General features: G+C 27.5%; 17 protein-coding genes, 3 tRNA genes and 1 riboswitch. Of the genes, 16 read left to right on the top strand and 4 right to left on the bottom strand.

All coding sequences use genetic code 11. From position 1 onward, the window contains the following. The first annotated feature begins 7 nt into the window (after positions 1-7). The 8 genes from J2Z53_RS10645 to J2Z53_RS10610 all read left to right on the top strand — a co-directional run bounded on the left by J2Z53_RS10645 (position 8) and on the right by J2Z53_RS10610 (position 7,782). Positions 8-83 (top strand) — tRNA-Val (locus tag J2Z53_RS10645). A 20-nt stretch (positions 84-103) separates the two neighbouring features. Further along, positions 104-179, top strand: a tRNA-Thr gene (locus tag J2Z53_RS10640). 9 nt (positions 180-188) lie between these two features. Beyond that, positions 189-274 (top strand) — tRNA-Tyr (locus J2Z53_RS10635). Positions 275-417: 143 nt separating this feature from the next. After that, positions 418-534: riboswitch (SAM riboswitch) on the top strand. Between the two features lie 79 nt (positions 535-613). Next, positions 614-1,789: a methionine adenosyltransferase gene (gene metK, locus J2Z53_RS10630; protein ID WP_209797470.1), complete on the top strand. Its 1,176-nt coding sequence runs from the start codon at positions 614-616 to the stop codon at positions 1,787-1,789. A gap of 352 nt (positions 1,790-2,141) precedes the next feature. Beyond that, positions 2,142-3,992: an LTA synthase family protein gene (locus J2Z53_RS10625; protein WP_209797469.1), complete on the top strand. Its 1,851-nt coding sequence runs from the start codon at positions 2,142-2,144 to the stop codon at positions 3,990-3,992. Positions 3,993-4,224: 232 nt separating this feature from the next. Continuing rightward, entirely contained in the window at positions 4,225-4,971 is a 747-nt protein-coding gene (locus J2Z53_RS10620) for a DeoR/GlpR family DNA-binding transcription regulator (RefSeq protein WP_209797468.1), read from the top strand. 2 nt (positions 4,972-4,973) lie between these two features. Continuing rightward, positions 4,974-5,879, top strand: a complete 906-nt coding sequence (gene pfkB / locus J2Z53_RS10615; RefSeq protein ID WP_209797467.1) for a 1-phosphofructokinase — start codon at positions 4,974-4,976, stop codon at positions 5,877-5,879. A gap of 19 nt (positions 5,880-5,898) precedes the next feature. Beyond that, positions 5,899-7,782 carry a PTS fructose transporter subunit IIABC gene (locus J2Z53_RS10610; protein ID WP_209797466.1) on the top strand — a complete coding sequence of 628 codons (1,884 nt, stop codon included), beginning with the start codon at positions 5,899-5,901 and terminating at the stop codon, positions 7,780-7,782. 106 nt (positions 7,783-7,888) lie between these two features. Here the strand turns inward: J2Z53_RS10610 and nagA are convergent, their stop codons facing one another. After that, positions 7,889-9,025 (bottom strand): N-acetylglucosamine-6-phosphate deacetylase, encoded by a 1,137-nt coding sequence (gene nagA / locus J2Z53_RS10605; RefSeq protein WP_209797465.1) that lies wholly within the window; start codon positions 9,023-9,025, stop codon positions 7,889-7,891. A 140-nt stretch (positions 9,026-9,165) separates the two neighbouring features. Here nagA and recD2 point away from each other — a divergent pair, with 140 nt between their 5' ends. From recD2 to J2Z53_RS10570, 7 genes are all read left to right on the top strand, one after another. Continuing rightward, positions 9,166-11,400: an SF1B family DNA helicase RecD2 gene (gene recD2, locus J2Z53_RS10600; protein ID WP_209797464.1), complete on the top strand. Its 2,235-nt coding sequence runs from the start codon at positions 9,166-9,168 to the stop codon at positions 11,398-11,400. A gap of 17 nt (positions 11,401-11,417) precedes the next feature. Further along, the gene (locus J2Z53_RS10595) at positions 11,418-12,401 is read left to right on the top strand and encodes a hypothetical protein (RefSeq protein ID WP_209797463.1); all 984 of its coding nucleotides are present in this window, start codon (positions 11,418-11,420) and stop codon (positions 12,399-12,401) included. Then, positions 12,383-13,015 carry a ComF family protein gene (locus J2Z53_RS10590; RefSeq protein ID WP_209797462.1) on the top strand — a complete coding sequence of 211 codons (633 nt, stop codon included), beginning with the start codon at positions 12,383-12,385 and terminating at the stop codon, positions 13,013-13,015. Before J2Z53_RS10595 ends, J2Z53_RS10590 begins: the two co-directional genes overlap by 19 nt. Positions 13,016-13,399: 384 nt before the next feature. Further along, complete coding sequence (hpf, locus tag J2Z53_RS10585; protein ID WP_209797478.1) at positions 13,400-13,927, top strand: ribosome hibernation-promoting factor, HPF/YfiA family; 528 nt, start codon at positions 13,400-13,402, stop codon at positions 13,925-13,927. Positions 13,928-14,177: 250 nt separating this feature from the next. Continuing rightward, positions 14,178-16,703: a preprotein translocase subunit SecA gene (gene secA / locus J2Z53_RS10580; RefSeq protein ID WP_209797461.1), complete on the top strand. Its 2,526-nt coding sequence runs from the start codon at positions 14,178-14,180 to the stop codon at positions 16,701-16,703. Positions 16,704-16,829: 126 nt separating this feature from the next. After that, positions 16,830-17,943 (top strand): peptide chain release factor 2 gene (prfB, locus tag J2Z53_RS10575; RefSeq protein WP_209797460.1). Its coding sequence is split into 2 segments (ribosomal slippage): positions 16,830-16,895 and positions 16,897-17,943, totalling 1,113 coding nucleotides; the frame shifts between segments, so codons are not numbered across the junction. 614 nt (positions 17,944-18,557) lie between these two features. Beyond that, on the top strand, positions 18,558-19,985 hold the full coding sequence (locus J2Z53_RS10570; RefSeq protein WP_209797459.1) for an amino acid permease: 1,428 nt from the start codon (positions 18,558-18,560) through the stop codon (positions 19,983-19,985). A gap of 105 nt (positions 19,986-20,090) precedes the next feature. On the opposite strand, the gene J2Z53_RS10565 is transcribed toward J2Z53_RS10570, so the two are convergent. From J2Z53_RS10565 to J2Z53_RS10555, 3 genes are all read right to left on the bottom strand, one after another. Next, positions 20,091-20,732, bottom strand: coding sequence for a metal-dependent hydrolase (locus tag J2Z53_RS10565; protein ID WP_234925842.1), 642 nt, complete (start codon positions 20,730-20,732; stop codon positions 20,091-20,093). Between the two features lie 111 nt (positions 20,733-20,843). Further along, positions 20,844-22,199, bottom strand: coding sequence for a M28 family metallopeptidase (locus J2Z53_RS10560; protein ID WP_209797458.1), 1,356 nt, complete (start codon positions 22,197-22,199; stop codon positions 20,844-20,846). A 79-nt stretch (positions 22,200-22,278) separates the two neighbouring features. Beyond that, entirely contained in the window at positions 22,279-22,611 is a 333-nt protein-coding gene (locus tag J2Z53_RS10555; protein WP_209797457.1) for a hypothetical protein, read from the bottom strand. 156 nt (positions 22,612-22,767) lie between these two features. Here J2Z53_RS10555 and J2Z53_RS10550 point away from each other — a divergent pair, with 156 nt between their 5' ends. After that, a complete protein-coding gene (locus tag J2Z53_RS10550) occupies positions 22,768-24,924 on the top strand; it encodes a Tex family protein (protein ID WP_209797456.1) in 2,157 nt (718 codons plus the stop codon). Positions 24,925-24,977 lie beyond the last annotated feature (53 nt).

Below are 24,977 nucleotides of genomic sequence, written 5' to 3'. Positions count from 1 at the left end.
TTTTTGTGGGCGCATAGCTCAGCTGGGAGAGCACCTGCCTTACAAGCAGGGGGTCACAGGTTCGAACCCTGTTGTGCCCACCACAAACTTTAAAAAAATATAAGCTGATGTGGCTCAATTGGCAGAGCAGCTGACTTGTAATCAGCAGGTTATCGGTTCAAGTCCGATCATCAGCTCCAAAAAAATAAGGTGGAGTTCCCGAGTGGCCAAAGGGGGCAGACTGTAAATCTGTTGTCAGTTGACTTCGAAGGTTCGAATCCTTCCTCCACCACCATTGCATTAAGATTTTCTTAATGCTTTTTTTATTATTTAAAAAATTATTAAAAATAATAAAGTATACTTTTACATTAATAAAAACATGTTGACTATGAAATTTATATATGCTAAAATGTTTTACATAAATTAAATAATTATAAACTCTTATCAAGAGAGGTGGAGGGAGACGGCCCTTTGAAACCCAGCAACCTACAAATAGCTTTTGTGAAGTTATTGTGTGTGGTGCTAATTCCAGTAGAATAATCTACAAGATAAGAAAGATTAGAACACAATCTCTTCTTATCGAAGAGTTTTTTTATTGCAAAAAAACAAAAGAAATTTGGAAGGAGAAATGAAAATGAAAAGATTATTTACATCAGAGTCAGTTACTGAAGGACATCCAGATAAAATCTGTGATCAAATTTCAGATTCAGTTTTAGATGCTATATTAGAAAAAGATCCTAATGCGAGAGTTGCTTGTGAAACATGCACAACAACTGGTATGGTAATGGTTATGGGAGAGATTTCAACTAATTGTTATGTTGACATACCTAAAGTTGTTAGAGAAACAATAAGAGAAATAGGATATGACAGAGCAAAATATGGTTTTGATTGTGATACATGTTCAGTAATGACAACAATTGATGAACAATCAAGAGATATAGCTATGGGTGTTGATGAGGCACTTGAGTCAAAACAAGGAGAAAAGGATGAAGTTGAAGCAGTAGGTGCTGGAGATCAAGGTATGATGTTTGGATATGCTACTAATGAAACAGAAGAATTTATGCCAACTCCAATAGCAATGGCACACAGACTTTCAAGAAGACTTACAGAAGTAAGAAAAAATGGAACCTTAGAGTATTTAAGACCAGATGGAAAGACTCAAGTTACAGTTGAATACGAAAATGATATGCCAAAGAGAATTGATACTATAGTAATTTCAACTCAACATGATGAATGTGCAACTTTAGAACAAATTCAAAAGGATTTAAAAGAACATGTTATAAAGGCTGTAATTCCAGCAGAATTATTAGATGAAAATACAAAGTACTTTATAAATCCAACTGGAAGATTTGTTGTTGGTGGACCACAAGGAGATAGTGGATTAACAGGAAGAAAAATAATAGTTGATACATATGGTGGAATGGGAAGACACGGTGGTGGAGCATTCTCAGGAAAAGATGCAACAAAAGTTGATAGATCAGCAGCATATGCAGCAAGATGGGTTGCTAAAAACTTAGTAGCAGCAGGAGTAGCAGATAAATTAGAAATACAATTAGCTTACGCTATTGGAGTTGCAAAGCCAGTATCAATTCAAGTAGATACATTTGGAACAGGAAAAATTGATGAAGAAACTATAGTAAATATAGTTGAAAAAATATTTGATTTAAGACCAGGAGCTATAATAAGAGATTTAGACTTAAGAAGACCAATATATAAGCAAACAGCAGCTTATGGACATTTTGGAAGAACAGATGTTAAGCTTCCATGGGAAGAATTAAACAAAGTAGAAGAAATTAAAAAATTATTATAATATAACAAAAATATATTTTATACATTTAAGAGTGTGGAAAAATCCGCACTCTTTTTGGTTAAATTAAAATTTAATACTACGGTTAAAAATCATTTTATAATAAGTTTTATATTATAAAAAAATATGATATTATATTACTATTGTAAAATCTACATGTTTATTTAAATGAATTTATAAGTTGATAATAAATAACTTTTATAAAACTTTTTCAGGGAAATATAGTGTTTTTTTTAATAAACTTATTAATAGATAATCAAAATTATTATTATTAAATATAATTTATTTTATTGAAATTTATAAATATATTTAGATTTTACAATGATAATAAACTATTATTTTATGGGGGGATTTTATGCAAATAATAAGCTACTTAATTGTAGGAGTTATAATAGCTTTTGCAAATTATATTTTCTTTGAAAAGAAGAAAAATTTTTTATCTGTTATAAAGAACTTATTAATATATATAGTGTTATTTAATATAGTAACATTAAGTATATTAAAATTTATTTTTGAAAAAAAGAATATTCTTAAGTATTCAATGTATACAGTTACATTTTCCATTAAATATATTATTTTTGCATTAATATGCGGGATAATATATCTATTTATAAAAGGGGTTGTTAATTCTAAAGTTACATTTGCTCCTTCAAAAGACAAAAGTAGTTGGAAAGTTATATTAATTAAAATAATATCAATTTTATTTTTTGTAATAGGAATGATTTTTATATGCTTTTCAAATTGGTTTATAGATTATTTTGGACAGATGACTCCAGAACAATTTTTATTCAATTTAAACTCACCAATAAAAGGTACAGCTTCTGGAATGTATATGGAAATTATGATGTCACCAGTATTTTCTATTATAGCTACATTAGTAATATTTCTAATATTTTTAAATTTCCATTATGAAATATTTTTAAATATTAATAATATAAAAAGAAAAATATTAAATCAAAAATATTTAAGAATAATAATGTTTGTACTTTCTTGCATATTCTTTGTAGGGGGAGTATCATATGGTATTAAAAAATTAAGTCTACAAGAAGTTTATGCAGCATATGTTAAAGATTCACCTTACATAAAGGATAATTATGTTAGCCCACGTGATGTAAAAATGTCTTTTCCAGCTAAAAAGAGAAATTTAATTCACATTTATTTAGAATCTATGGAAAATTCATATATGTCTAAAGATTTAGGTGGCTATATGAACACTAACTTAATGCCAGAATTAACAGCTTTATCTAAAGAAGGTATCCATTTTTCAGAGTCTGACAAATTTGGTGGACCATATCAAACATATGGTTCTGGTTGGTCAGTAGCATCTATGGTTAATATGAGTACAGGTCTTCCACTTAAAATACCTATGGGAGGTAACTCATATGGAAAATCAGGTACATTTTTACCAGGTGCAGTTGCAATAGGAGATATTTTAAAGGCACAAGGATATAATCAGACAATAATGTTTGGAGCATATGCTGGTTTTGGTGGATTAGATACTTTCTTCACAACTCATGGTAATTTTAATATTTTTGATTTCCAAGCAGCTAAAGATAAGAAATTAATACCACAGGATTATAATGTTTGGTGGGGATTTGAAGATGATAAATTATATGAGTTTGCTAAGAATGAAATAACTCGTTTATCTAAGGAAGGAAAGCCATTTAACTTTACTATGGAAACAGCAGATACTCATTTCCCAGATGGGTATTTATCAAAACATGCAAAGAAAAAATATGATTCACATTACGCAAATGTTATTGCTTATTCAACAAAAGAAACAGTTAAGTTTGTAAAATGGATTCAAAAACAACCATTTTATAAAGATACTACTGTTGTAATAACTGGAGATCATTTAAGTATGGATAAGAAATTCTTTAAGGATTTTGATAAATCATACCATAGAACAATATATAATTTAATACTTAATTCAGCAGTTACAACCGATAATACAAAGTATAGAAAATTTTCTCCTGTTGATATGTATCCAACTATATTAGCTAGTATGGGAGTTCAAATTCAAGGGGATAGATTAGGACTTGGAACTAATTTATTTTCAGATAAAAAGACATTAATTGAAAGAGATGGACTAAAAACAGTAGAAGAAGGTTTTGGTACTAAGAGTAACTATTTCAATAATACGTTTATTTCTGAAAAAATGAATAGTAATTTTAATAATACACTAGTAACTGAAAGAAAAAAATAATAAGACTTATATTATAAAGTTTAAAATTAAATAAATAGTGAAAAGCTCTAGACACATATGAATTTTTGTCTAGAGCTTTTTTGTATATCATTAATTAATTTATAAAATATATAAATATTTATTGTAATAATTTAATTGAAAAATAAATTAAATAAAAAATGAATTATTTTGATTGAAAATGATTGACTTTGAATGGAATTGATTGTATCATATAATTAAAGAGGTGGTGTAAATGTTATCAGAAGAAAGGTTTGAAAGAATATTAAAACTTTTGGAAGAAAAGAATACAGTTACAGTTACAGAACTTGTAAAGGAGTTAGATACTTCTGAATCTACAATAAGAAGAGATTTAAATCATTTGGACAAAATGAAAAAGCTTAAAAAAGTTCATGGTGGTGCAAAGTCTATTAATATGACTTATGCAACTAAAGATGATGAAGTAGTTGTAAGACAAACTCTAAATGTAGATGAAAAAAAGAAAATAGCAAAATATGCAGCTAGTCTTATAAACGAAGATGATTTTGTGTATATAGATGCAGGAACCACAACTGAACTTATGATAGATTACATAACAGAAAATAGAGCAATATATATAACAAATGGAATTGTACACGCTAAGAAGTTAATTCAAAAAAAATGCAAGGTATATATAATAGGTGGCGAGCTAAAATTATCTACAGAAGCAATAATAGGAGTTGAGGCTATAGATAGTTTGAAAAAATATAATTTTACTAAAGGTTTTTTTGGAACAAATGGAATAAATAAAAACGCAGGATTTACAACCCCTGATATAAAAGAAGCATTAGTAAAAAGAGAAGCTGTAAATAGAAGCAATGAAGCTTACATACTTGCAGATGACTCTAAATTTAATAATATATCAGCAGTCACATTTGCAGAAATAGACAGAGCAACAATAGTAACAACAAATCTTAAACATAAAGAGTTTAAGGAATATGCAGAAATATTGGAGGACAATTAAAAATGATATATACTATGACTTTTAATCCTTCTTTGGATTACATAATGAAAGTTAAAAAATTTGATTTAGGAATGGTAAATAGAACTTATGAAGAATCTATATTTCCAGGTGGAAAAGGAATAAATGTTTCAATAGTCCTTGGAAATTTAGGGATAGAAAATAAGGCTTTTGGATTCATAGCTGGATTTACTGGAGAAGAAATAGAAAAGAAAGTAAAAAAATCAGGATGTAGAGCAGAATTTATTAAATTGAAGGAAGGTCTTTCAAGAATAAATGTAAAGCTTAAAAGTGAAGAAGAAAGTGAAATAAATGCACAAGGTCCTATAATAGATGAAAAATCTATAGAGGATTTATATAAAAAATTAGATGAAATAAAAGATGGTGACATATTAGTATTAGCTGGAAGTATTCCAAATACATTACCATCAGATATGTATGAAAAGATTATGAAATACTTAAGCAATAAAAAAATAAAAGTTGTTGTAGATGCAACAAATGATTTACTGCTAAATGTATTAAAATACAACCCATTTTTAATTAAACCTAATAAACATGAACTTGAAGAAATGTTTAAAGTAACAATAAATTCAGAAAATGAAATTATTGATTACGCAAAAAAACTACAAGATATGGGGGCTTTAAATGTTCTTATATCAATGGCTGGAGATGGAGCTATATTAATAAATGAAAATGGTGAAGTCTTAAGACATAAAGCTCCGAAAGGAGAAGTTAAAAATTCTGTAGGAGCAGGGGACTCAATGGTTGCAGGTTTCGTTGCAGGGTATATTATGAAAAATGATTATAAAGATGCCCTAAAATTTGGAATAGCAACAGGGAGTGCCAGTGCTTTTTCAGAAGATTTAGCTACTAAAGAAAAAGTATTTGAAATACTTGAAATGATAGGTTAAAAAAATAGGAGGGAAAGATATGCGTATTATAGACCTTTTAAAAAAAGAAGGAATTGAATTAAACTCAAAAGTAAATTCAAAAGAAGAAGCTTTAAATAAATTAGTTGATCTTATGGATAAGGAGGGAAACTTATCTGACAAAGAAGTTTATAAAGAAGCTGTACTTAAAAGGGAAGAATTAAGTACAACAGGTATAGGAGATGGAATAGCTATACCTCATGGAAAATCAAAGGCAGTAAAAAAAGCAGGCCTTAGTTCAATAGTTGTAAGAGATGGTATTGATTTTGACTCATTAGATGGGCAACCAGCTAAATTATTCTTTATGATAGCTGCACCAGAGGAAGCTAATAATTTACATCTTGATGTACTTGCTAGATTATCAACTATATTAATGGATGAAGATTTTAGAAATAAACTTATTAATGCAAATAGTAAAGAAGAATATTTAAAACTTATAGATGAAAAAGAAAAAGAAAAGTTTGAAACAGAAAAAATCGAAGAAAAAAATGAAGAAGGCTATAGAGTATTAGCAGTTACAGCTTGTCCTACAGGAATAGCTCATACTTATATGGCTGCTGAAAGTTTAGAAGAAAAAGCTAAACAAATGGGAATTTCAATAAAGGTTGAAACAAATGGTTCTGGTGGAGCTAAAAATGTTTTAACTAAAGAAGAAATAGAAAAGGCAGAGTGTATAATAATAGCAGCAGATAAAAATGTTGATATGGCAAGATTTGATGGAAAAAGATTAATAAAGACTAAAGTTGCAAATGGAATTCATAAGGCACAAGAACTTATTGAAGAAGCAACAAGTGGAAAAGCTCCAATATATCATGCTGATGGACAAAGTCAAGGTGGAGATGAAAGCATAGAAAAAGAAGGAGTAGGTCATATAATATACAAGCACTTAATGAATGGTGTATCTCATATGTTACCATTTGTTATAGGTGGAGGAATACTTATAGCATTAGCATTCTTATTTGATGATTATAGTATAAACCCAGCAAACTTTGGTATGAACACACCATTTGCAGCATTCTTAAAAACAGTTGGTGGAACAGCATTTGGATTTATGTTACCAGTATTATCTGGATACATTGCTATGAGTATTGGTGATAGACCAGCACTTGCAGTAGGTTTTGTTGGGGGTATGCTTGCAAACCAAGGTGGTTCAGGATTTTTAGGTGCATTACTTGCAGGATTTATTGCTGGATATTTAGTTCTTTTATTAAAGAAAATATTTAGTAAATTACCACAAGATTTAGAAGGTTTAAAACCAGTTTTATTATATCCTTTCTTTGGAATACTTTTAATTGGTGCAATTATAATTTTTGTAATTAATCCTCCAGTATCAGCTATAAATGCTGGATTAACTAATACTTTAAACTCAATGGGTGAAAGCAGTAAAGTTGTACTAGGAATAATACTTGGTGGAATGATGGCAGTTGATATGGGAGGTCCTATAAACAAAGCAGCTTATGTATTTGGTACAGCAGGACTTGCTAGTGGTCAATTTGATATAATGGCAGCAGTAATGGTTGGAGGTATGGTTCCACCACTTGCAATAGCTTTATGTACAACATTCTTTAAAAACAGATTTACAAAGAGAGAAAGACAATCAGGTATTACAAATTACATTATGGGATTATCATTTATAACAGAAGGTGCTATACCATTTGCAGCATCAGATCCACTTAGAGTAATACCAGCTTGTGTAGTTGGATCAGCAGTAGCTGGAGGACTTTCAATGATGTTTGGATGTTCACTTAGAGCACCACATGGTGGAATATTTGTAGTACCGGTTATAGGAAATCCTTTAGGATACCTTATAGCATTAGGTGTAGGTTCTATAGTTGGAATGTTCTTACTAGCTATATTAAAGAAACCATTAAAAGAAAATGCATAATATTAAATAAATAAAAAAGATACCATTAATTTGGTATCTTTTTTTGTTGTGTAAAGTCATTAAATAAATATGAATACTTTTTTAGGAAAGTATAATTTATTATAAATTAAGCTTCGTGAACTATTTTTCCATTTATTATAACTTTCTTTACATTTATATCATTATCAAAAATTACTAAATCAGCATCATAGCCTTCTTTAATAAGTCCTTTTCTATCTTCAACTTTACAATGTTTAGCACCATTAAAACTTGCCATTTTAACTACTTCGTATAATGGATAATCTGTATTGTTATATACATTTCTAACAGCCTTATCAAGAGTTAATATTGAACCTGCAAGAGATCCAGTTGAAATTCTTGCTGCACCATCTACAACATTTACTTCTTGACCTCCTAATGAATAAACACCATTTGGCATTCCACAGGCCATCATTGCATCAGTTACTAAAAGCACTTTATCAGTTCCTTTTTGTTTGTAAGCAATTCTAAGTGCTGGATATGCAATGTGAATTCCATCTGAAATAGTTTCAGTTGTTATATCTGAATCAAAGGTAGCACCAACAACTCCAGGATTTCTGTGATGAAGAGGAGTCATAGCATTAAAAAGGTGAGTTGAATGTGAACATCCACATTTAATTCCTTCAATAGCTTCTTCATAAGTTGCTTTAGTGTGTCCAATAGAACAAAGAACTCCTTTATTACTTAAATATTCAATAAGTTCCTTTGCACCTTCTACTTCAGGAGCAATTGTTATTGAAACTACAGCATCTTCACAATCTCCAACCATTTTTTTGTAAGTTTCTATTGAAGGAGCCTCTATAAACTTAGGGTTTTGAGCTCCAATAGCGTTTTCATTTATAAATGGTCCCTCAAGATGAGCACCTAATACGTTTGCACCATCTGTACCATTAAGCTTAGCATTTTTTATAACTTCCATTGATTTTCTAATATCTTCTACAGCTACAGTCATTGTAGTTGGTGTAAAGGAAGTTGTACCAAATTTGCATATTGTTTTAGCTATTTCATTTATAGCTTCTTTTGTTCCATCCATTGTATCATAACCACTTGCTCCATGAATATGAACATCTATAAATCCAGGTGAAAGATACATTCCTTTTGCATCTATTACTTCATTATCATTTACACTTTTAGGGTTTATTTCTTTTATCTTACCGTTTTCAATAAAGACAGAACCTTTTTCAATTCTATCAAGAAAAATTATATTACAGTTAGTTATTAACATATAAAAATTTCCTCCTTTAAATTTGTTTCAAAAATACTCTACATAAAATTATATATTTAATCTTCTATGATATAATTATATATTATATATTTTAAAAGTATATAGTTAAAATTAAAAAATGTAAGGTTTGGAGAGATAATATGGAAAACATTATTGGCTTTGTTGAAGCTATTGTTTTTAGAAGTGATGATACTGGTTATACAGTTTCAAAAATAAATTTTAATAAAGAAACAATTACAGCAGTTGGAACAGTTCCTTTTATTAAGGAAGGCCAAAATGTAAAATTAAAAGGTGAGTGGATAGTTCATAAACAATTTGGAAAGCAGTTTAAAATAGAAGAATTTGAGGAAATACTTCCAACTTCAGTAGAAGCGATTGAAAAATATTTAAGTGCGGGAGTAATATATGGTATTGGACCTGTAACTGCAAAAAAAATAGTTAATCATTTTGGTGAAGATACATTTAATATTATGGAAAATAATATAGAAAGGCTTATGGAAGTTGATGGTATAGGAAAAAAGAAATTTGGAATAATATATGAGTCTTATATAGAACAAAAGGACTTAAAAGATATAATAATGTTTTTTCAATCTCATGGAGTTAGTAATAATCAATGTTTAAAAATATATAAAAAATTTGGAAGTGAAGCTAAAAATATAGTTTCAGAAAATCCTTACATATTATGCAAAGAAATATCAGGAATAGGTTTTAAAACAGCAGATAAAATAGCTATGAGTTTAGGCGTAGAGGCAGTATCTCCTTTTAGAGTGAAAAGTGGTATAGAGTATGTTATAAATAGATTTTGTGCTGCAGGAAATACATATATGCCAAAGGAAAAACTTATAGCAGAAGCCTGTGACACTTTAGTAGTAGATAAAAAAATAATTGAGGAAAATATATATAATGCTATTTTAGAGGGAAGAATTATAGGTGAAAAAGTTCAAGATGAAGATGGAATTTTTACTCTTCCATATTATTATTGTGAACTTGGTATAACAAATAAAATAATAACTCTTGGAATAGAAAATTTTAGAACAATAAATACAGATGTAGAAAATGAAATAGAATTATTTGAAAAAAAGTACAATATACAATTAGCAAAATCACAAAAAGAAGCAATTTTAGCTGCTTTTTCAGAGGGGATAGAGATTATAACTGGAGGTCCAGGAACAGGTAAAACAACAATAATAAAATGTATTATAGATATATATGAAAAAAATGGAATGAAGGTTTTACTTGGAGCACCAACAGGAAGAGCAGCAAAAAGAATGACTGAATCTACAGGAAGAGAAGCTAAAACAATACACAGACTTCTTGATATGGGAGTTTCGAGTGATGAAGAGGAAAAGTCCATTTTTGGTAAAGGTGATAAAGATCCACTAGAAGCTGATGTTGTAATAATAGATGAGGCATCAATGATTGATATAATATTAATGCATAATCTTTTAAAGGCAATAAAATTAGGGACTAGGCTTATAATAGTTGGGGATGTAGATCAATTACCATCTGTAGGTCCTGGAAATGTATTACGAGACCTAATAAATAGTAACTTAATAAAGGTAGTTAGGCTTAAAGAGATATTTAGACAAGGATCTGAAAGTTTAATAACAGTTAATGCCCATAGAATTAATAATGGAGAAATGCCTTATCTTAATAAAAAGGGAAATGATTTTTATTTTATAAAGGAAGATTCTCAAGATGAAATACTTACAACAATAATAGATTTAATTAATAGAAGGCTTCCAACCTTTAATAAAGATTGGGATAAATTAAGAGATATTCAGTTACTTACACCTATGAGAAAAGGAACTTTAGGAGTACTTAACATGAATGAAAGTATTCAAAATGTATTAAATCCTCCTGCAAACTATAAAAAAGAAAAAAAAGTTAAGGAAATGATTTTTAGAGAAGGGGATAAAGTTATGCAGACTAAAAATAACTATTCTCTTAAATGGACTAGAATTTCTGGTGAGGGGGAACCTGAAGGTGTTGGAGTTTTCAATGGAGATATGGGCTTTATAGAAAGTATAGATGAAGAAGAAAAAATTGTAACTGTAATATTTGATGATGAGAGAAGAGTAAAGTATGATTATATTTATTTAGATGAATTAGAATTAGCCTATGCTATAACAATTCATAAAAGCCAAGGTAGTGAGTTTAAAGTAATAATAATACCTGCATTTATGGGATCGCCATTTCTTATGAACAGAAATCTTTTATATACAGGAATAACTAGAGCAAAAAGTTTAGTTGTAGTAGTTGGAATGCCAAAGGCACTAAAATATATGGTTAGCAATACTAGAAGTATGGAAAGATATTCTGCTCTTCAATATAGAATAAAGGATATTATAACAAAAGATATTATAGAAAAGTAAATTTAGGAGTTGATTATGTGGATAACTCAATTAATAAAGAGTTAATTTATTTAAAAAAGAAAATAAGTAATTTTTTTTATTGTAAAGATGAGTTATTGACTGTTTTAGGGAGACCTCTTGATAGTAATGAGATTTTTTATGATATATTAGAAGAAGTTTTTTCTGATGAAAGTAAAAAAGTTTTATATATATGGGGAGATGAAAGTATTGATAAAGGTATTATTTCTCATATAAATAAAGAAATTTATTATGGATATACAAGAGAGGATAATTTAAATAAGAATCTTATATTTATGAATTTTAAATACTTATATAACATAAATAAAAATTATGACCTTATTATTGTAGATGATATATCATTTTATTCAAAATTATCAAAAGATGATTTTGAAGCCTTATTTTATAAATTAAGAAACTTTTCTAAAAAGATAATATTTTATTCTTCAATTAATATTGATAATTGTAATAATGTAATTAGCACATTAAGTATAGGAAATAGATCTATGTTAGTTGAACCTAGATTAATAATGACTAGAATAAATTTAAATTCAGATATACCTTATGTATTGTATGAATATATAAAGTGGTTTAAAAATAATAAAAAGAATGTAATAACTTATGTACCGAATAAAGAGGATATTAATAAAGTATATGATTATTATGACAATAAAATAAACTTAAAAGAAGTGAGATTAATTAGAGGATCAAATAAAAAATTAAATAAAAATGTATTTAATTTTAGAGAGAAGTCAATATTTTTAATAACAAATAATATAGAGGAGGTTTTAAAAACTCCAAATATTCATGGAATAATTGTATTATCTGCTGATAATAAAAATATTGATTATAAAAAAATTATATTTATGTGTAGTAAGGTTTGTAAAAATCTTAATGAATTTTCAGAAGTAATCTTAGTTTGTAATGAAGAAACAGAAAATATAGAAATAGCACGTAATGTAACTAGGAGTTTTAATAAAATACTATGGGAGGAAAGCTATTAAAAAGAATAAATTATTTAATAGATTGTATATTAGAAATTATATTCCCAAATCCTCCACATTGCATAATATGTGGATATGAAGAAGAAGGAATATGTAAGTCTTGTATAAAATCTATAAAACTTTGTGAAGAGGAAGAGTATTACGGATATTATAGTGGCGTCCTTAAAGAATTAATACATCTTTTTAAATTTAAAAAAGATTTTTTAGCAGGAGAAATATTAGTTAATATGCTTGAATCAAAAATTAATCACATAGATAAAGATTATATATTAACTTATATTCCAATTGGGAAAAAGTCTAAAAGAAAAAGAGGCTTTAATCAATGTGAATACATAGCAAAAAAACTTTCTAGAAAATTAGATTTAAGATGTGATAATACATTAATAAAAATAAAAGAAACTAAAGTACAAAAGGAATTAAGTAAAAGTGAAAGAATAGAAAATATTAAAAATTCTTTTGGTATTACTAACTTACAATTAATAAAAGGAAATAAATTTATACTTATAGATGATGTAGTTACAACAGGTGCTACTTTAAAAGAAGGAGTAAAAGTATTAAAGGAAAATGGAGCATTAGAAATAAAAATATTGACTATTGCTAAAAGTCGTATATAATATTATTGTAAAGTTAGGTCTGTGGTTGAAAGTCGATGCTAGTCGCAGGCAAAACGATCCACTTAAGCTAGGCAAAGATTCTAGTGAGCATGGTGCGGTATAGAAGTAAGTCCTACCAAGATAATTAAACTTGAGAGGGTTAGTAGTGAGAGGGTAATTCCGGGTAGCGAAATCTCCAGTAGGCGAGTGTGGGGGCAAAAATCAGGTCAGCTAACTTTTCAAAAAAAGACGCTAAATTTTAGGGTCTTTTTTATTATATTTATATAGTATAAATTAATCTTGTGTTTTACTGTGAAAAGGAGTACAATAGAAATAAGAAATAGATAAACAAATCATTTGAAATCTTCTAAGTTAAACTTAGAACATATGAGAGGGGCTGGACTTATGAAGGTAACAGTTGTAACAAAAAATATGGAATTAACTCCTGCTTTAAAAGAAATGGTAGAAAAAAAGGTTTCAAAGCTTGATAAATACTTTGAAAACAATGTAAGTGCTAAGGCAACATTGTCTGTACAAAAAAATAGACATAGAGTAGAAGTGGCAATTCCATTTAATGGAGTGCTATTAAGGGCAGAAGAGATAACAGATGATATGTATAAATCTATAGATAAAGTAGAAGAAAAATTAGTTAGACAAATTAGGAAGCAAAGAACAAAGCTTTCTAAGAGACAAAATAATTCATTAAGATTTGCAGAACTTGCAGCAGATGATGTTATAGAAGAAAATGAAGGAAAACTAGTTAAGACAAAGAAATTTGCTGTAAAACCAATGAATGTTGATGAAGCAATTTTGCAAATGGAGCTTATAGGACATAATTTCTTCGTTTATAAAGATGCAGACACAAATAATATAAGTGTATTATACAAGAGAAAAGACGGAGATTATGGTTTACTAGAACCAGATTACAAATAAAAATTAAATAAGAATTTATGACTCCATAAAGACAATGATTTTTCATATACTTTATGGAGTTTTTATTTTAATATATAGATTATATTTTATATAAATGTTAAAAATATAATATAGAGAAAATAAGTATAAACGTAATAAAATTGTGATAAAGTTGAAATATATTAATTAAAAATGGTATAATTTATAAATGTATACTGAGATATAAAGAAAAGATGCTTATTAATTTTATAGCATTTGAAAGGATGAAAATATGGGAATATTTAAAGCTTTATTTGGCACATATAGCGAAAGAGAAGTTAAGAGAATAAAACCATTAGTTGATAAGATAGAAAATCTAGATTCAGCAATGGCTAAGCTTAGTGATGAAGAATTAAAGGGTAAGACAGAAGAGTTTAAAGAAAGATATAAAAATGGAGAAACATTAGATGATTTACTTGTTGAAGCATTTGCTGTTGTAAGAGAAGCTTCATGGAGAACATTACAAATGAAGCCTTATAGAGAACAGTTAATAGGAGGTATAGTTCTTCACCAAGGAAGAATTGCAGAAATGAAAACAGGGGAAGGTAAAACATTAGTTGCAACATTACCTGCTTATTTAAATGCTTTATCAGGAGAAGGTGTCCATGTAATAACAGTTAATGATTATCTAGCTTCAAGAGATAGAGACTGGATGAATAATATATATGAATTCCTAGGATTAAAAACTGGAGTTATTGTTCATGATCTAAATAATGATCAAAGAAGAGAAGCTTATAACGCGGATATAACTTATGGAACAAATAATGAATTTGGATTTGATTATTTAAGAGATAACATGGTTGTTTATAAAGAAGAAAGAGTTCAAAGAGGATTAAACTTTGTTATAGTGGATGAGGTTGACTCAATATTAATTGATGAAGCTAGAACGCCTCTTATAATTTCAGGAGCTGGAGAGAAATCTACAGAATTTTATAAGGTTGCAGATTACTTTGTAAAAACATTAGTTGCAGAGGAAGACTATACAATTGATGAAAAGGCAAATGCTGCAATGCTTACAGAAAAAGGAATAGAAAAGGCAGAAAAGGCCTTTAAGGTTGAAAACTATGCAGATGCTGAAAATATGCAACTTCAACATTATGTAACTCAAGCATTAAAAGCTAACTATGTAATGAAACTTGATAAAGACTATATGGTTAAAGATGGAGAAGTTATAATAGTTGATGAGTTTACAGGAAGACTTATGGAAGGAAGAAGATATTCAGATGGTCTTCACCAAGCTATTGAAGCAAAAGAAGGAGTTAAGATTGCAAGAGAATCAAAAACTTTGGCTACAATAACTTTCCAAAATTATTTTAGAATGTATAACAAATTATCTGGTATGACAGGAACAGCTTTAACAGAAGAAAATGAATTTAGAGAAATTTATGGATTAGATGTTATAGTTATTCCTACACATAAACCAATACAAAGAGTAGATAATCATGATATTGTATATAAAACTGCAAAAGGAAAATATAAGGCTATAGTTGAAGAAATAAAGAAATCACATGATAAAGGTCAACCAGTTTTAGTAGGTACTGCAAGTATTGAAAAATCAGAGATAATATCAGCTTTATTAAAGAAAAAAGGAATAAAGCATAAAGTATTAAATGCCAAATATCATGAACAAGAGGCAGAAATAATAGCAGATGCAGGAGAAGTTGGAGCAGTAACTATTGCAACAAACATGGCAGGTAGAGGTACTGATATTAAACTTGGAGAAGGAGCAATTGAAACTGGTGGTCTTAAAATAATTGGAACAGAAAGACATGAGTCAAGAAGAATAGACAATCAGCTTAGAGGACGTTCTGGTAGACAAGGAGACGTTGGAGAATCAACTTTCTTTATTTCATTAGAAGATGATTTAATGAGAATATTTATGTCAGAAAAAACACATGCTATGGTTGATAAATTGGGCTTAGATGAAGATGATGCTATTGAAAGTAAAATAATTACTAAATCAATAGAAAGTGCTCAAAAGAAAGTTGAAGGTCATAACTTTGATATAAGAAAAAATCTTTTAGGTTATGATGATGTTATGAATATGCAAAGAGAAGTCATTTATAAGCAAAGAAGTCAAGTACTTGAAGGTGAGAACCTAAAAGAACAAATAGAAGAAATGATTAAAGAAGTAATAAGTGAAGCAGTTGATGCCCACGTTACTGGAATGGAAGAAGATTATAAGAAAGAATTTAAAAATTTAATTCTTTATTTAGATGATATTTGTATTCCTGCAAATAGAGTAACTATTGATGACTTAACTGATCTTTCTAATGATGAGATTAAAGAGAAGCTTATAAATATAGCATTAGAAATATATAAAGGAAAAGAAGAAGAGTTTGGAGAAGAAAGACTTAGAGAAATTGAAAGAGTTGTTCTTCTTAAAAATGTTGATATGAAGTGGATGGATCATATAGATAATATGGATCACTTAAAGCAAGGAATAGGACTTAGAGCATTTAAGCAACAAGATCCAGTTCAAGCATATCAAATGGAAGGTAGTGCAATGTTTGAAGAAATGATAGAGGCAATCAAAGTTGACACTGTAAAATACCTATTCCATGTTCAAATGGAAAAAGCTCCAGAAGAAAGAGAAAGAGTTGTAAGAGAAACAGCTGCTATTCATATAAATTCTGGTAATGGAGAAGAATCTAAAAAACAACAACCAATAAAAAAGAAAGAAACTGTTGGAAGAAATGAACCTTGCCCATGTGGTAGTGGAAAAAAATATAAAAATTGTTGTGGAAGAGAAGTTTAACATAAATTAAAATAAGATTACTATGTTAAAATTAATTTATAAAAAATAATAAGTTTATAAATTTAAAGTGAGCATCGTTATTTGTTTATAACGATGCTCTATTAAAATTAATATAGAGGTGATTATATGAGAATAGAGCTTGAAAAGGCTTTAAGTAAAATTCCAAGTTTGAAAGTGAAAATAGATGAAATGAGGGTTTCACTTTGACCAAGATTTTTTAAGAAAACAAATTAAAGAACTTGATTTAAAAATGCAAGAAGAAGGCTTTTGGGATAATATAAAAAAGGCTGAAGAGATAACTAAAGAAAGTAAATTTTTACAATCAAAACTTCAAAGGTTTGAGGATATAGAAGGAAAATTAGAAGATATAGAAATTTTAAAAGATCTTATTGAAGCAGATGAAGAAGATTATGATTCAATAAATGAGATAATATTAGAAACAAAAACTTTAGAAAAGTTAGTGGATGATTATAAAATAGAAATACTTTTATCAGGAGAATATGATAAAAATGATGCAATATTAACACTTCATGTTGGAGTTGGAGGAACAGATGCAAATGACTGGACTGAAATGTTATTAAGAATGTACACAAGATGGGCAGAAAAAAAAGGATTTTCTGTGGAAACTTTAGATTTAATTGAAGGTGATGAAGCAGGAATAAAAAATGTAACATTAATGATTAAGGGTGATTTTGCATATGGATATTTAAAAGCTGAAAAGGGAATTCATAGACTTGTTAGAATATCTCCATATAATGCAAATGGAAAAAGGCAAACATCCTTTGCATCTGTAGAAGTTCTTCCAGAACTTACAACAAATCAAGATATAGAAATAAAAACAGATGACTTAAAGATAGATACTTATAGAGCTAGTGGTGCAGGGGGACAACATGTTAATAAAACAGAATCAGCAGTTAGAATAACACATATTCCAACTGGAATAGTTGTTCAATGTCAAAATGAAAGAAGTCAATTTTCAAATAGAGATACAGCAATGAAAATGCTTAAATCTAAACTTATAGAATTAAAAGAAAGAGCTCATAAGGAAAGAATAGAAGATTTAACAGGAGAACTTAAAGATATGGGATGGGGAAGTCAGATAAGATCTTATGTATTTCATCCATATAATATGGTTAAAGACCATAGAACTTTACAAGAAACTTCAAATGTTCAGAGTGTAATGGATGGAGATATAGATTTATTTATAAATGCTTATCTTTCTAGTGAGTTAAATGTTTAAAAATCATATAAAATGTTTGAAAGTTTGTTTATTTTAATAAGTATTAATAAAAAGTTAGAGAGAATTATATTAAAGTTTTTTAGCAAAATTATCTTTTTTAAGAAAATTCAGATAATTTGAAAATGATATTAATGAATAATTAATTAGGGTATGATATTTTTATCATATCCTAATTTTTTATTAGAAAAAATAATATTTATCTTAAATATATATATATTAATACTACTATGTATAATATATAGGAATTATTGACTAAGAGTATAGTTTATATTAAACTTAGTGTACAAGTACATTGTATTTTAAATCTGTTAATTTAATAAATATTTAAAATATTAAAGAAATTATATATTCATTATTTAAAAGTTCATTTGTAGGTTAATTGAAGATATTAATTAGTAGTTAAATATTGATTGAAATAATTTATAAACCCTTTGTTTAAGTTGATGTACTTAAAAATAATAAATAACTAAGTTTCCATCTAACTTAGATTTTATTATAATTAATATTTTTGATTAACCTATTAAATGAATTTTTAGTATATTTTCAAATATTAAAACTGTAAAAATATATTAATTTAGCAGATTGAAATTTAAAAACAAAGGGGAGATATACACATGAATGACAATAAAGGTAGTAAAAAAATAATGTGGTATAGCCTAGCTTTTATGGCTTTTTCAGCTGTATGGGGATTTGGTAATGTAGTTAACGGATTCTCAGAGTTTGGTGGGCTAAAAGCTATTGTATCATGGGTTCTAATTTTTGCTATTTATTTTGTTCCTTACACATTAATGGTAGGAGAACTTGGCTCTGCATTTAAAGATTTAGGTGGTGGTGTAAGTTCATGGATTGATGAAACAATTGGACCTAAGCTTGCATATTATGCTGGTTGGACTTATTGGGTTGTTCATCTTCCATATATTTCACAAAAACCTCAAGGGGCAATCATTGCTGGATGCTGGACTATATTCCAAAATAATACAGTAAGTAGTCTGAATCCTAAGTTATTGCAATTATTATGTTTAATAATATTCTTAATAGGACTTTGGGTAGCTTCAAGAGGTATTAAGCCGCTTAAAAAGATAACAACAATAGCTGGTACATCAATGTTTGTTATGTCAATATTATTTATTATACTTATGATAGCTGCACCTGCTATTACAGATGCTAAATTATTAAATATTGATTGGTCATTTAAAACTTTTTTACCAACATTTGATGTTAAATATTTTACAAGCTTATCTATATTAGTATTTGCAGTTGGTGGATGTGAAAAAATTTCACCATATGTAAATAAAATGAAAGATCCTGAAAGAAATTTCCCAAAAGGTATGATTGTACTTGCAATTATGGTTGCAGTATGTGCTATATTAGGAACTATATCACTAGGAATGATGTTTAGTTCAGATAATGTACCTAAAGACTTATTGACTAACGGTGCTTATTATGCTTTCCAAAGATTAGGAGAGTACTACAATGTAGGAAATACTTTTGTTGTAATATATGCAATTACAAATGTTATTGGACAAATATCTACTTTAATATTATCTATTGATGCACCTTTACGTATTTTACTTGAAACTACTGATAAGAGATTTATACCTGAAAAGTTATTTGAAAAAAATGAACATGGTTCTTTTAAAAATGGTAACAAGTTAATAGGTGTAGTTGTATCTATATTAATTATAATTCCAGCATTTGGTATAGGAAATGTTGATGCAATAGTTAGATGGCTAGTAAAATTAAATGCAGTATGTATGCCATTACGTTATTTATGGGTATTCGTAGCTTATATTGCATTAAAGAAAGCTGGAGAAAAATTCCATGCTGAATATCGTTTTACAAAGAGCAAAACATTAGGAATTATTTTAGGTGCATGGTGCTTCTTCTTTACAGCATTTGCTTGTATTGGAGGTATGTATTCAAAAAATACATTCCAATTAGTTTTAAATATAATTACTCCTTTTGTTCTAGTAGGATTAGGATTAATAATGCCTAAACTTGCAGAGAGAGAAAGAATGAAAAAGAATGAATTAAATTCATAATATTATAATAAAAGGACTATATAGTATTTTATATAGTCCTTTTTTATACAATAAAATGGTGTTTTAATTGACAAAATAAATAAGATTGAATTTTTTATTATGATATTATTTTATGAATTTATTTAAATTAAGATAGGTTACTATATCAAAATTAAATAAATTTTTTGATAATATAAAAATATTATATATTACTAAAACGAATATAAATAGTTTTAAGACTTTATTAAAATATTTTTCTCCATTAGAATTAGTTTTTATAAAAAATATTTTAAAATTAAACTTAATTGGATAAAGTAATTCTATACCTTCCTTTGTAATTAAATCTAATATTAAATGAGATATATAACCTACTAAAAAACCATAACAAATTGTTATAACTAGCACATTTTCATTAGTTTTAGTTATTAGAATTTTACAAATTAAAAATAATATTATTAAAAACAATAAGCTATGGGTAAATCCCCTATGTTTAAATTTACTTCCAAAATATTTTGAAAGTAAAGGGTGACGTTTGCTTATATATGAACTTTTCATATCTATATCTGGAGAAAATGAACCGATATGACATGAGTATAAATATACAAACATTAATAGTAATATATAACTTTTATTAAATCCTATTAAAAATTTTTCTATAAATGGATTTAAAGTAGTAAGAGCAATTAAAAATCCACCTGATGAATGTGTTTCTCTAGTCATTTCTTTTGCACCTTTTTTAAATATAATAAATACATTATATATTAACATTTCTATTATTCCTATATTTTTATTAAATATTTAATATAAAAGTTTATTTGAATATAAAACTATGCTTTTAACTAAAACTAAAATTAGTTAAAAACATAGCTAAATTTAAAATTAAGATGATTTTTTGTGATTATCTATTTTTTTTAATACAGGATAACTAATAAATATTAGAAAGATAATAAAAGAAAGAGCATGTATATTATTATTTAACAATATTTTTATAAAAGGATTATAAATACTATCAATTATATAACTATCACATAAAGTATATGCTCTAGCAATAGCATCCTCTGAAATGAATTCTACAGTATCTAATGGTGTATGTATTTTGGATACATCGCCATGAGAAATTGTTAAAGAGTCAAAGCCGTTATTATTAAAACTAGCATGATCACTTGAATCTTCATATTTAACATTAAAATCTAATTTTAGGTTTTTACAGATGGATTGGAGAGAATTAAGAAGAGGTGATTCTTTATTTTGAGAATTTTGTCCTCTCATAAAAGTTATAGGAAAGTTATCTGCACCAATCATATCAAAATTTATAACCTCTGCACCTTTTAGAATTGATTTATATTTTGAGGCAAATTCATTAGAACCAATAAGTCCAAATTCTTCTCCATTTAAAGCTACAAAAATAATATCTCTATCAGGTTTTGGAAGAGATGATAAATATTTTGCAAGCTCAATTAAAAAGGATGTTCCAGATGCATTGTCTAATGCCCCACAGTATATATTGTTTAAACAATCAAGTCCCATATGATCAAAATGGGCTGTTAAGATTAATGGAGGCTTTTTAGGATCTCTACCTTCAATTTTGGAAACAACATTAAATACCTCTGTTTTAATTAGTTTATAAGGAAGAGATATTGATATTTCAGCACCATTTTTTATACTATTAATTATTTTTTCATATGTATCTTCAGTAATTGCTATTGCAAAAGATACAGGAGATTCATAAACAAAGGAACTTCTGAATTTAAAGTTATCTTCCTTACTTACATATAGCAAAAAAAGTTCATTATTTTTTTTAAACGAAATTGATGATGGAAATATGTTTAAATTATCTTCAGAGGATAAATTTATTTCAGAAGTTTTAAAATTAAGCATATCTTCTTTAAAATCTTTTCCATAATCGAATTTCTTTATTGTTTTATTGTCTTTCTTTAGTTCTAACAAAGGTTTATTATCATTTTTTAATGGTGCAATAACTTGAAAGCCTTCTTTGTAAGTTTTACTAAGTGGAACAAGATTTAATTTTTCAAATTCATCAGATACGTAATTTGATACTAATTCATTTTCTAAAGTACCACAAAGCCTTCCATTAAATTTTGTTGATGATAAAAATTTTATATTTTCTTTTACATCTTTTGGACTAAAGTGGTATATTGAACATCTAAGACATAAGAAAAAAATAAAAATTATTCCAGATATAATAGTACAAATTTTATAAAATTTTGATTTCATTTAGTACTCCTAAAAATTATTTCACTTAATTTTATTATAGTTTTTCTTATAATATGATAAAAAAAGCTTAAGATTTAACTTAAGCTTTTTTATATAGCATATCTATAAGTGCATAAATTAATGTAAATAAAATGCATAAATATACACTTAGATTTAATTTTGAATATATTATTACAAGAATACCTCCAAGTATTGCAGTAATTAATATAATATAATTTATAAACTTATAAATACCTGGTTTTTTACTGTTTACAACGGATATAGAAGATATAATTATTAATATCAAAGTTATAAAAGAAAAGGATTCTTTTAATATTTTAGAAAACTCAATTATTTTAAAATGATTAAGAGATAATAAAAAAATTAGTATAATTAAAGATAAAGAAATTATTTTTTGTATATATTTGTTCATAGTAAAACCACCTTATGGAAAATATTTACAATTTAAATTATACTAGAACTTAACATAATTACAATATGTAATAATTAAAATGATTTAAAAAAGTTTATTGCTATTAAGAAGAAGGGTATAATGAAATATGGATAAATTAGTTTTGGAGGTTAAAAAATGAATATTAATGAAAGACTAGCCAAGGAGCTTGTACTTAAATTAGATGTTATTAATAATGTTATTGAACTATTAGATGGAGGAAATACTGTTCCTTTTATTGCGAGATATAGAAAAGAAATGACAGGTGGTCTTTCTGATGAAGTTTTAAGAAATTTAGAGGAAAGATTAACATATTTAAGAAATTTAGAAGATAGAAAAGAAGCTGTAAGTAAAATCATAGAAGAACAGGGCAATCTTACAGAAGAAATAAAAAAGGCTTTAAATAAAGCAGAAACTTTAACTGAAGTTGAAGATATTTATAGACCTTATAAACCAAAAAAGAGAACAAGGGCAACAATTGCTTTAGAGAAGGGATTAAAACCTTTAGCAGAAATTATATTAAGTGGAAACTTTAGTGGAAATATTAATGAGGAAGCTAAGAAATTCATAAATGAAGAAAAAGGCGTAAAAAACGAAGAAGAAGGAATTAAAGGTGCATTAGATATAATTGCAGAAATAATTTCTGATGAAGCTAAATATAGAAAATGGATAAGAAATTTTGTTTTTAATGAAGGCAAAATAGAAACAAAGGGAAGTAGTGAGGAACAAACACCTTATGAAATGTACTATGATTATAGTGAAGAAGTTAAAAAGATACCTCCTCATAGAATACTTGCTATAAATAGAGGAGAGAAGGAAAAAGTTCTTTCTGTAAAAATAACTTCAAATGAAGATAAAATAATAGAATATTTAGAAAAAAATATATTAAAAGGAAATAGCAATACAGATGAACTTTTAAAAGAGTCTATTAAAGATTCTTTAAAGAGACTTATATATCCATCAATTGAAAGAGAAATAAGAAGTGAACTTACAGATAAGGGAGAAGAGGGAGCTATTAATATATTTAAAGAAAATCTTAAAGCTCTATTACTTCAAGCACCTATTAAAGGTAAGGTAGTTATGGGCTTTGACCCAGGATTTAGAACTGGTTGTAAAGTTGCAATATTAGATAGTACAGGTAAGTTTTTAGAAAATACAGCAGTATATCCAACAGCACCTAAAAATGATGTTTTAGGAACTAAAAATAAGCTTAAAGAATTAATTAAAAAATATGATGTTGATGTTATTTCACTAGGAAATGGAACAGCTTCAAGGGAATCAGAAGAAGTTATAAGTGAAATGATTAAAGAGATAAAAGAAGAAACAGGCAAAGAAGTATCTTATGTTATAGTATCAGAGGCTGGAGCTTCAGTTTATTCAGCTTCTAAGCTTGGAACAAAGGAATATCCAGACTTAGATGTTACAGTAAGAGGTGCAATATCTATAGGAAGAAGACTACAAGATCCTTTAGCAGAACTTGTAAAAATAGATCCAAAGGCGATAGGGGTTGGACAATATCAACATGACGTAACTCAAAAAAGATTAGAGGAATCATTAAATGGTGTAGTAGAGGACTCAGTTAATAAAGTTGGAGTTGATTTAAATACAGCAACACCAAGTCTTTTAACTCATATATCAGGAATAAATTCGAGTATTGCAGATAATATAGTAGCATATAGAGAAGAAGTTGGAGAGTTTAAATCAAGAAAAGAACTTTTAAAGGTAAAGAGATTAGGACAAAAAGCCTTTGAACAATGTGCAGGTTTCTTACGTGTTATGGAAAGTAAAAATCCATTAGATAATACATCAGTTCATCCAGAATCCTATGATGTAGCTAAAAAGCTTATAGAAGTTTTAGGTTATACAATGGAAGATCTAAAAAATAAAAAATTATATGATATAGAAGATAGAGTTAAGTTAAAAGGTATTAGAAATCTTTCTAATGAACTTGAAGTTGGAGAACTTACTTTAAAGGATATAATAAAAGAACTTCAAAAACCTGGAAGAGATCCAAGAGAAGATATGCCAAAGCCAATACTTAAAACAGGAGTTATTGAACTTAAAGATTTAAAGCCAGGCATGGTGCTTATGGGAACTGTTAGAAATGTTTCTGACTTTGGTGCTTTTGTTGATATTGGAGTTCATCAAGATGGCTTAGTTCACAAAAGTCAAATGGCAAATAAATTTGTAAAACATCCTTTAGATATAGTTAAAGTTGGAGATGTTATAAAGGTTAAAATTTTAGAAGTGGACGAAAAGAGAAAAAGAATAGCATTATCAATGAAAGAAGTTTAAAAATATTTTGTTAAAGATTGTAGAATAAAATTACTTGTATAAAATTATTTCTA

The organism is Clostridium moniliforme (assembly GCF_017873235.1).
In the GTDB taxonomy this organism is placed as follows: Bacteria; Bacillota; Clostridia; order Clostridiales; family Clostridiaceae; genus Clostridium; species Clostridium moniliforme.
The sequence above is the reverse complement of the archived record's forward strand: the minus strand, read 5'-3'. Positions and strand labels throughout refer to the sequence as shown.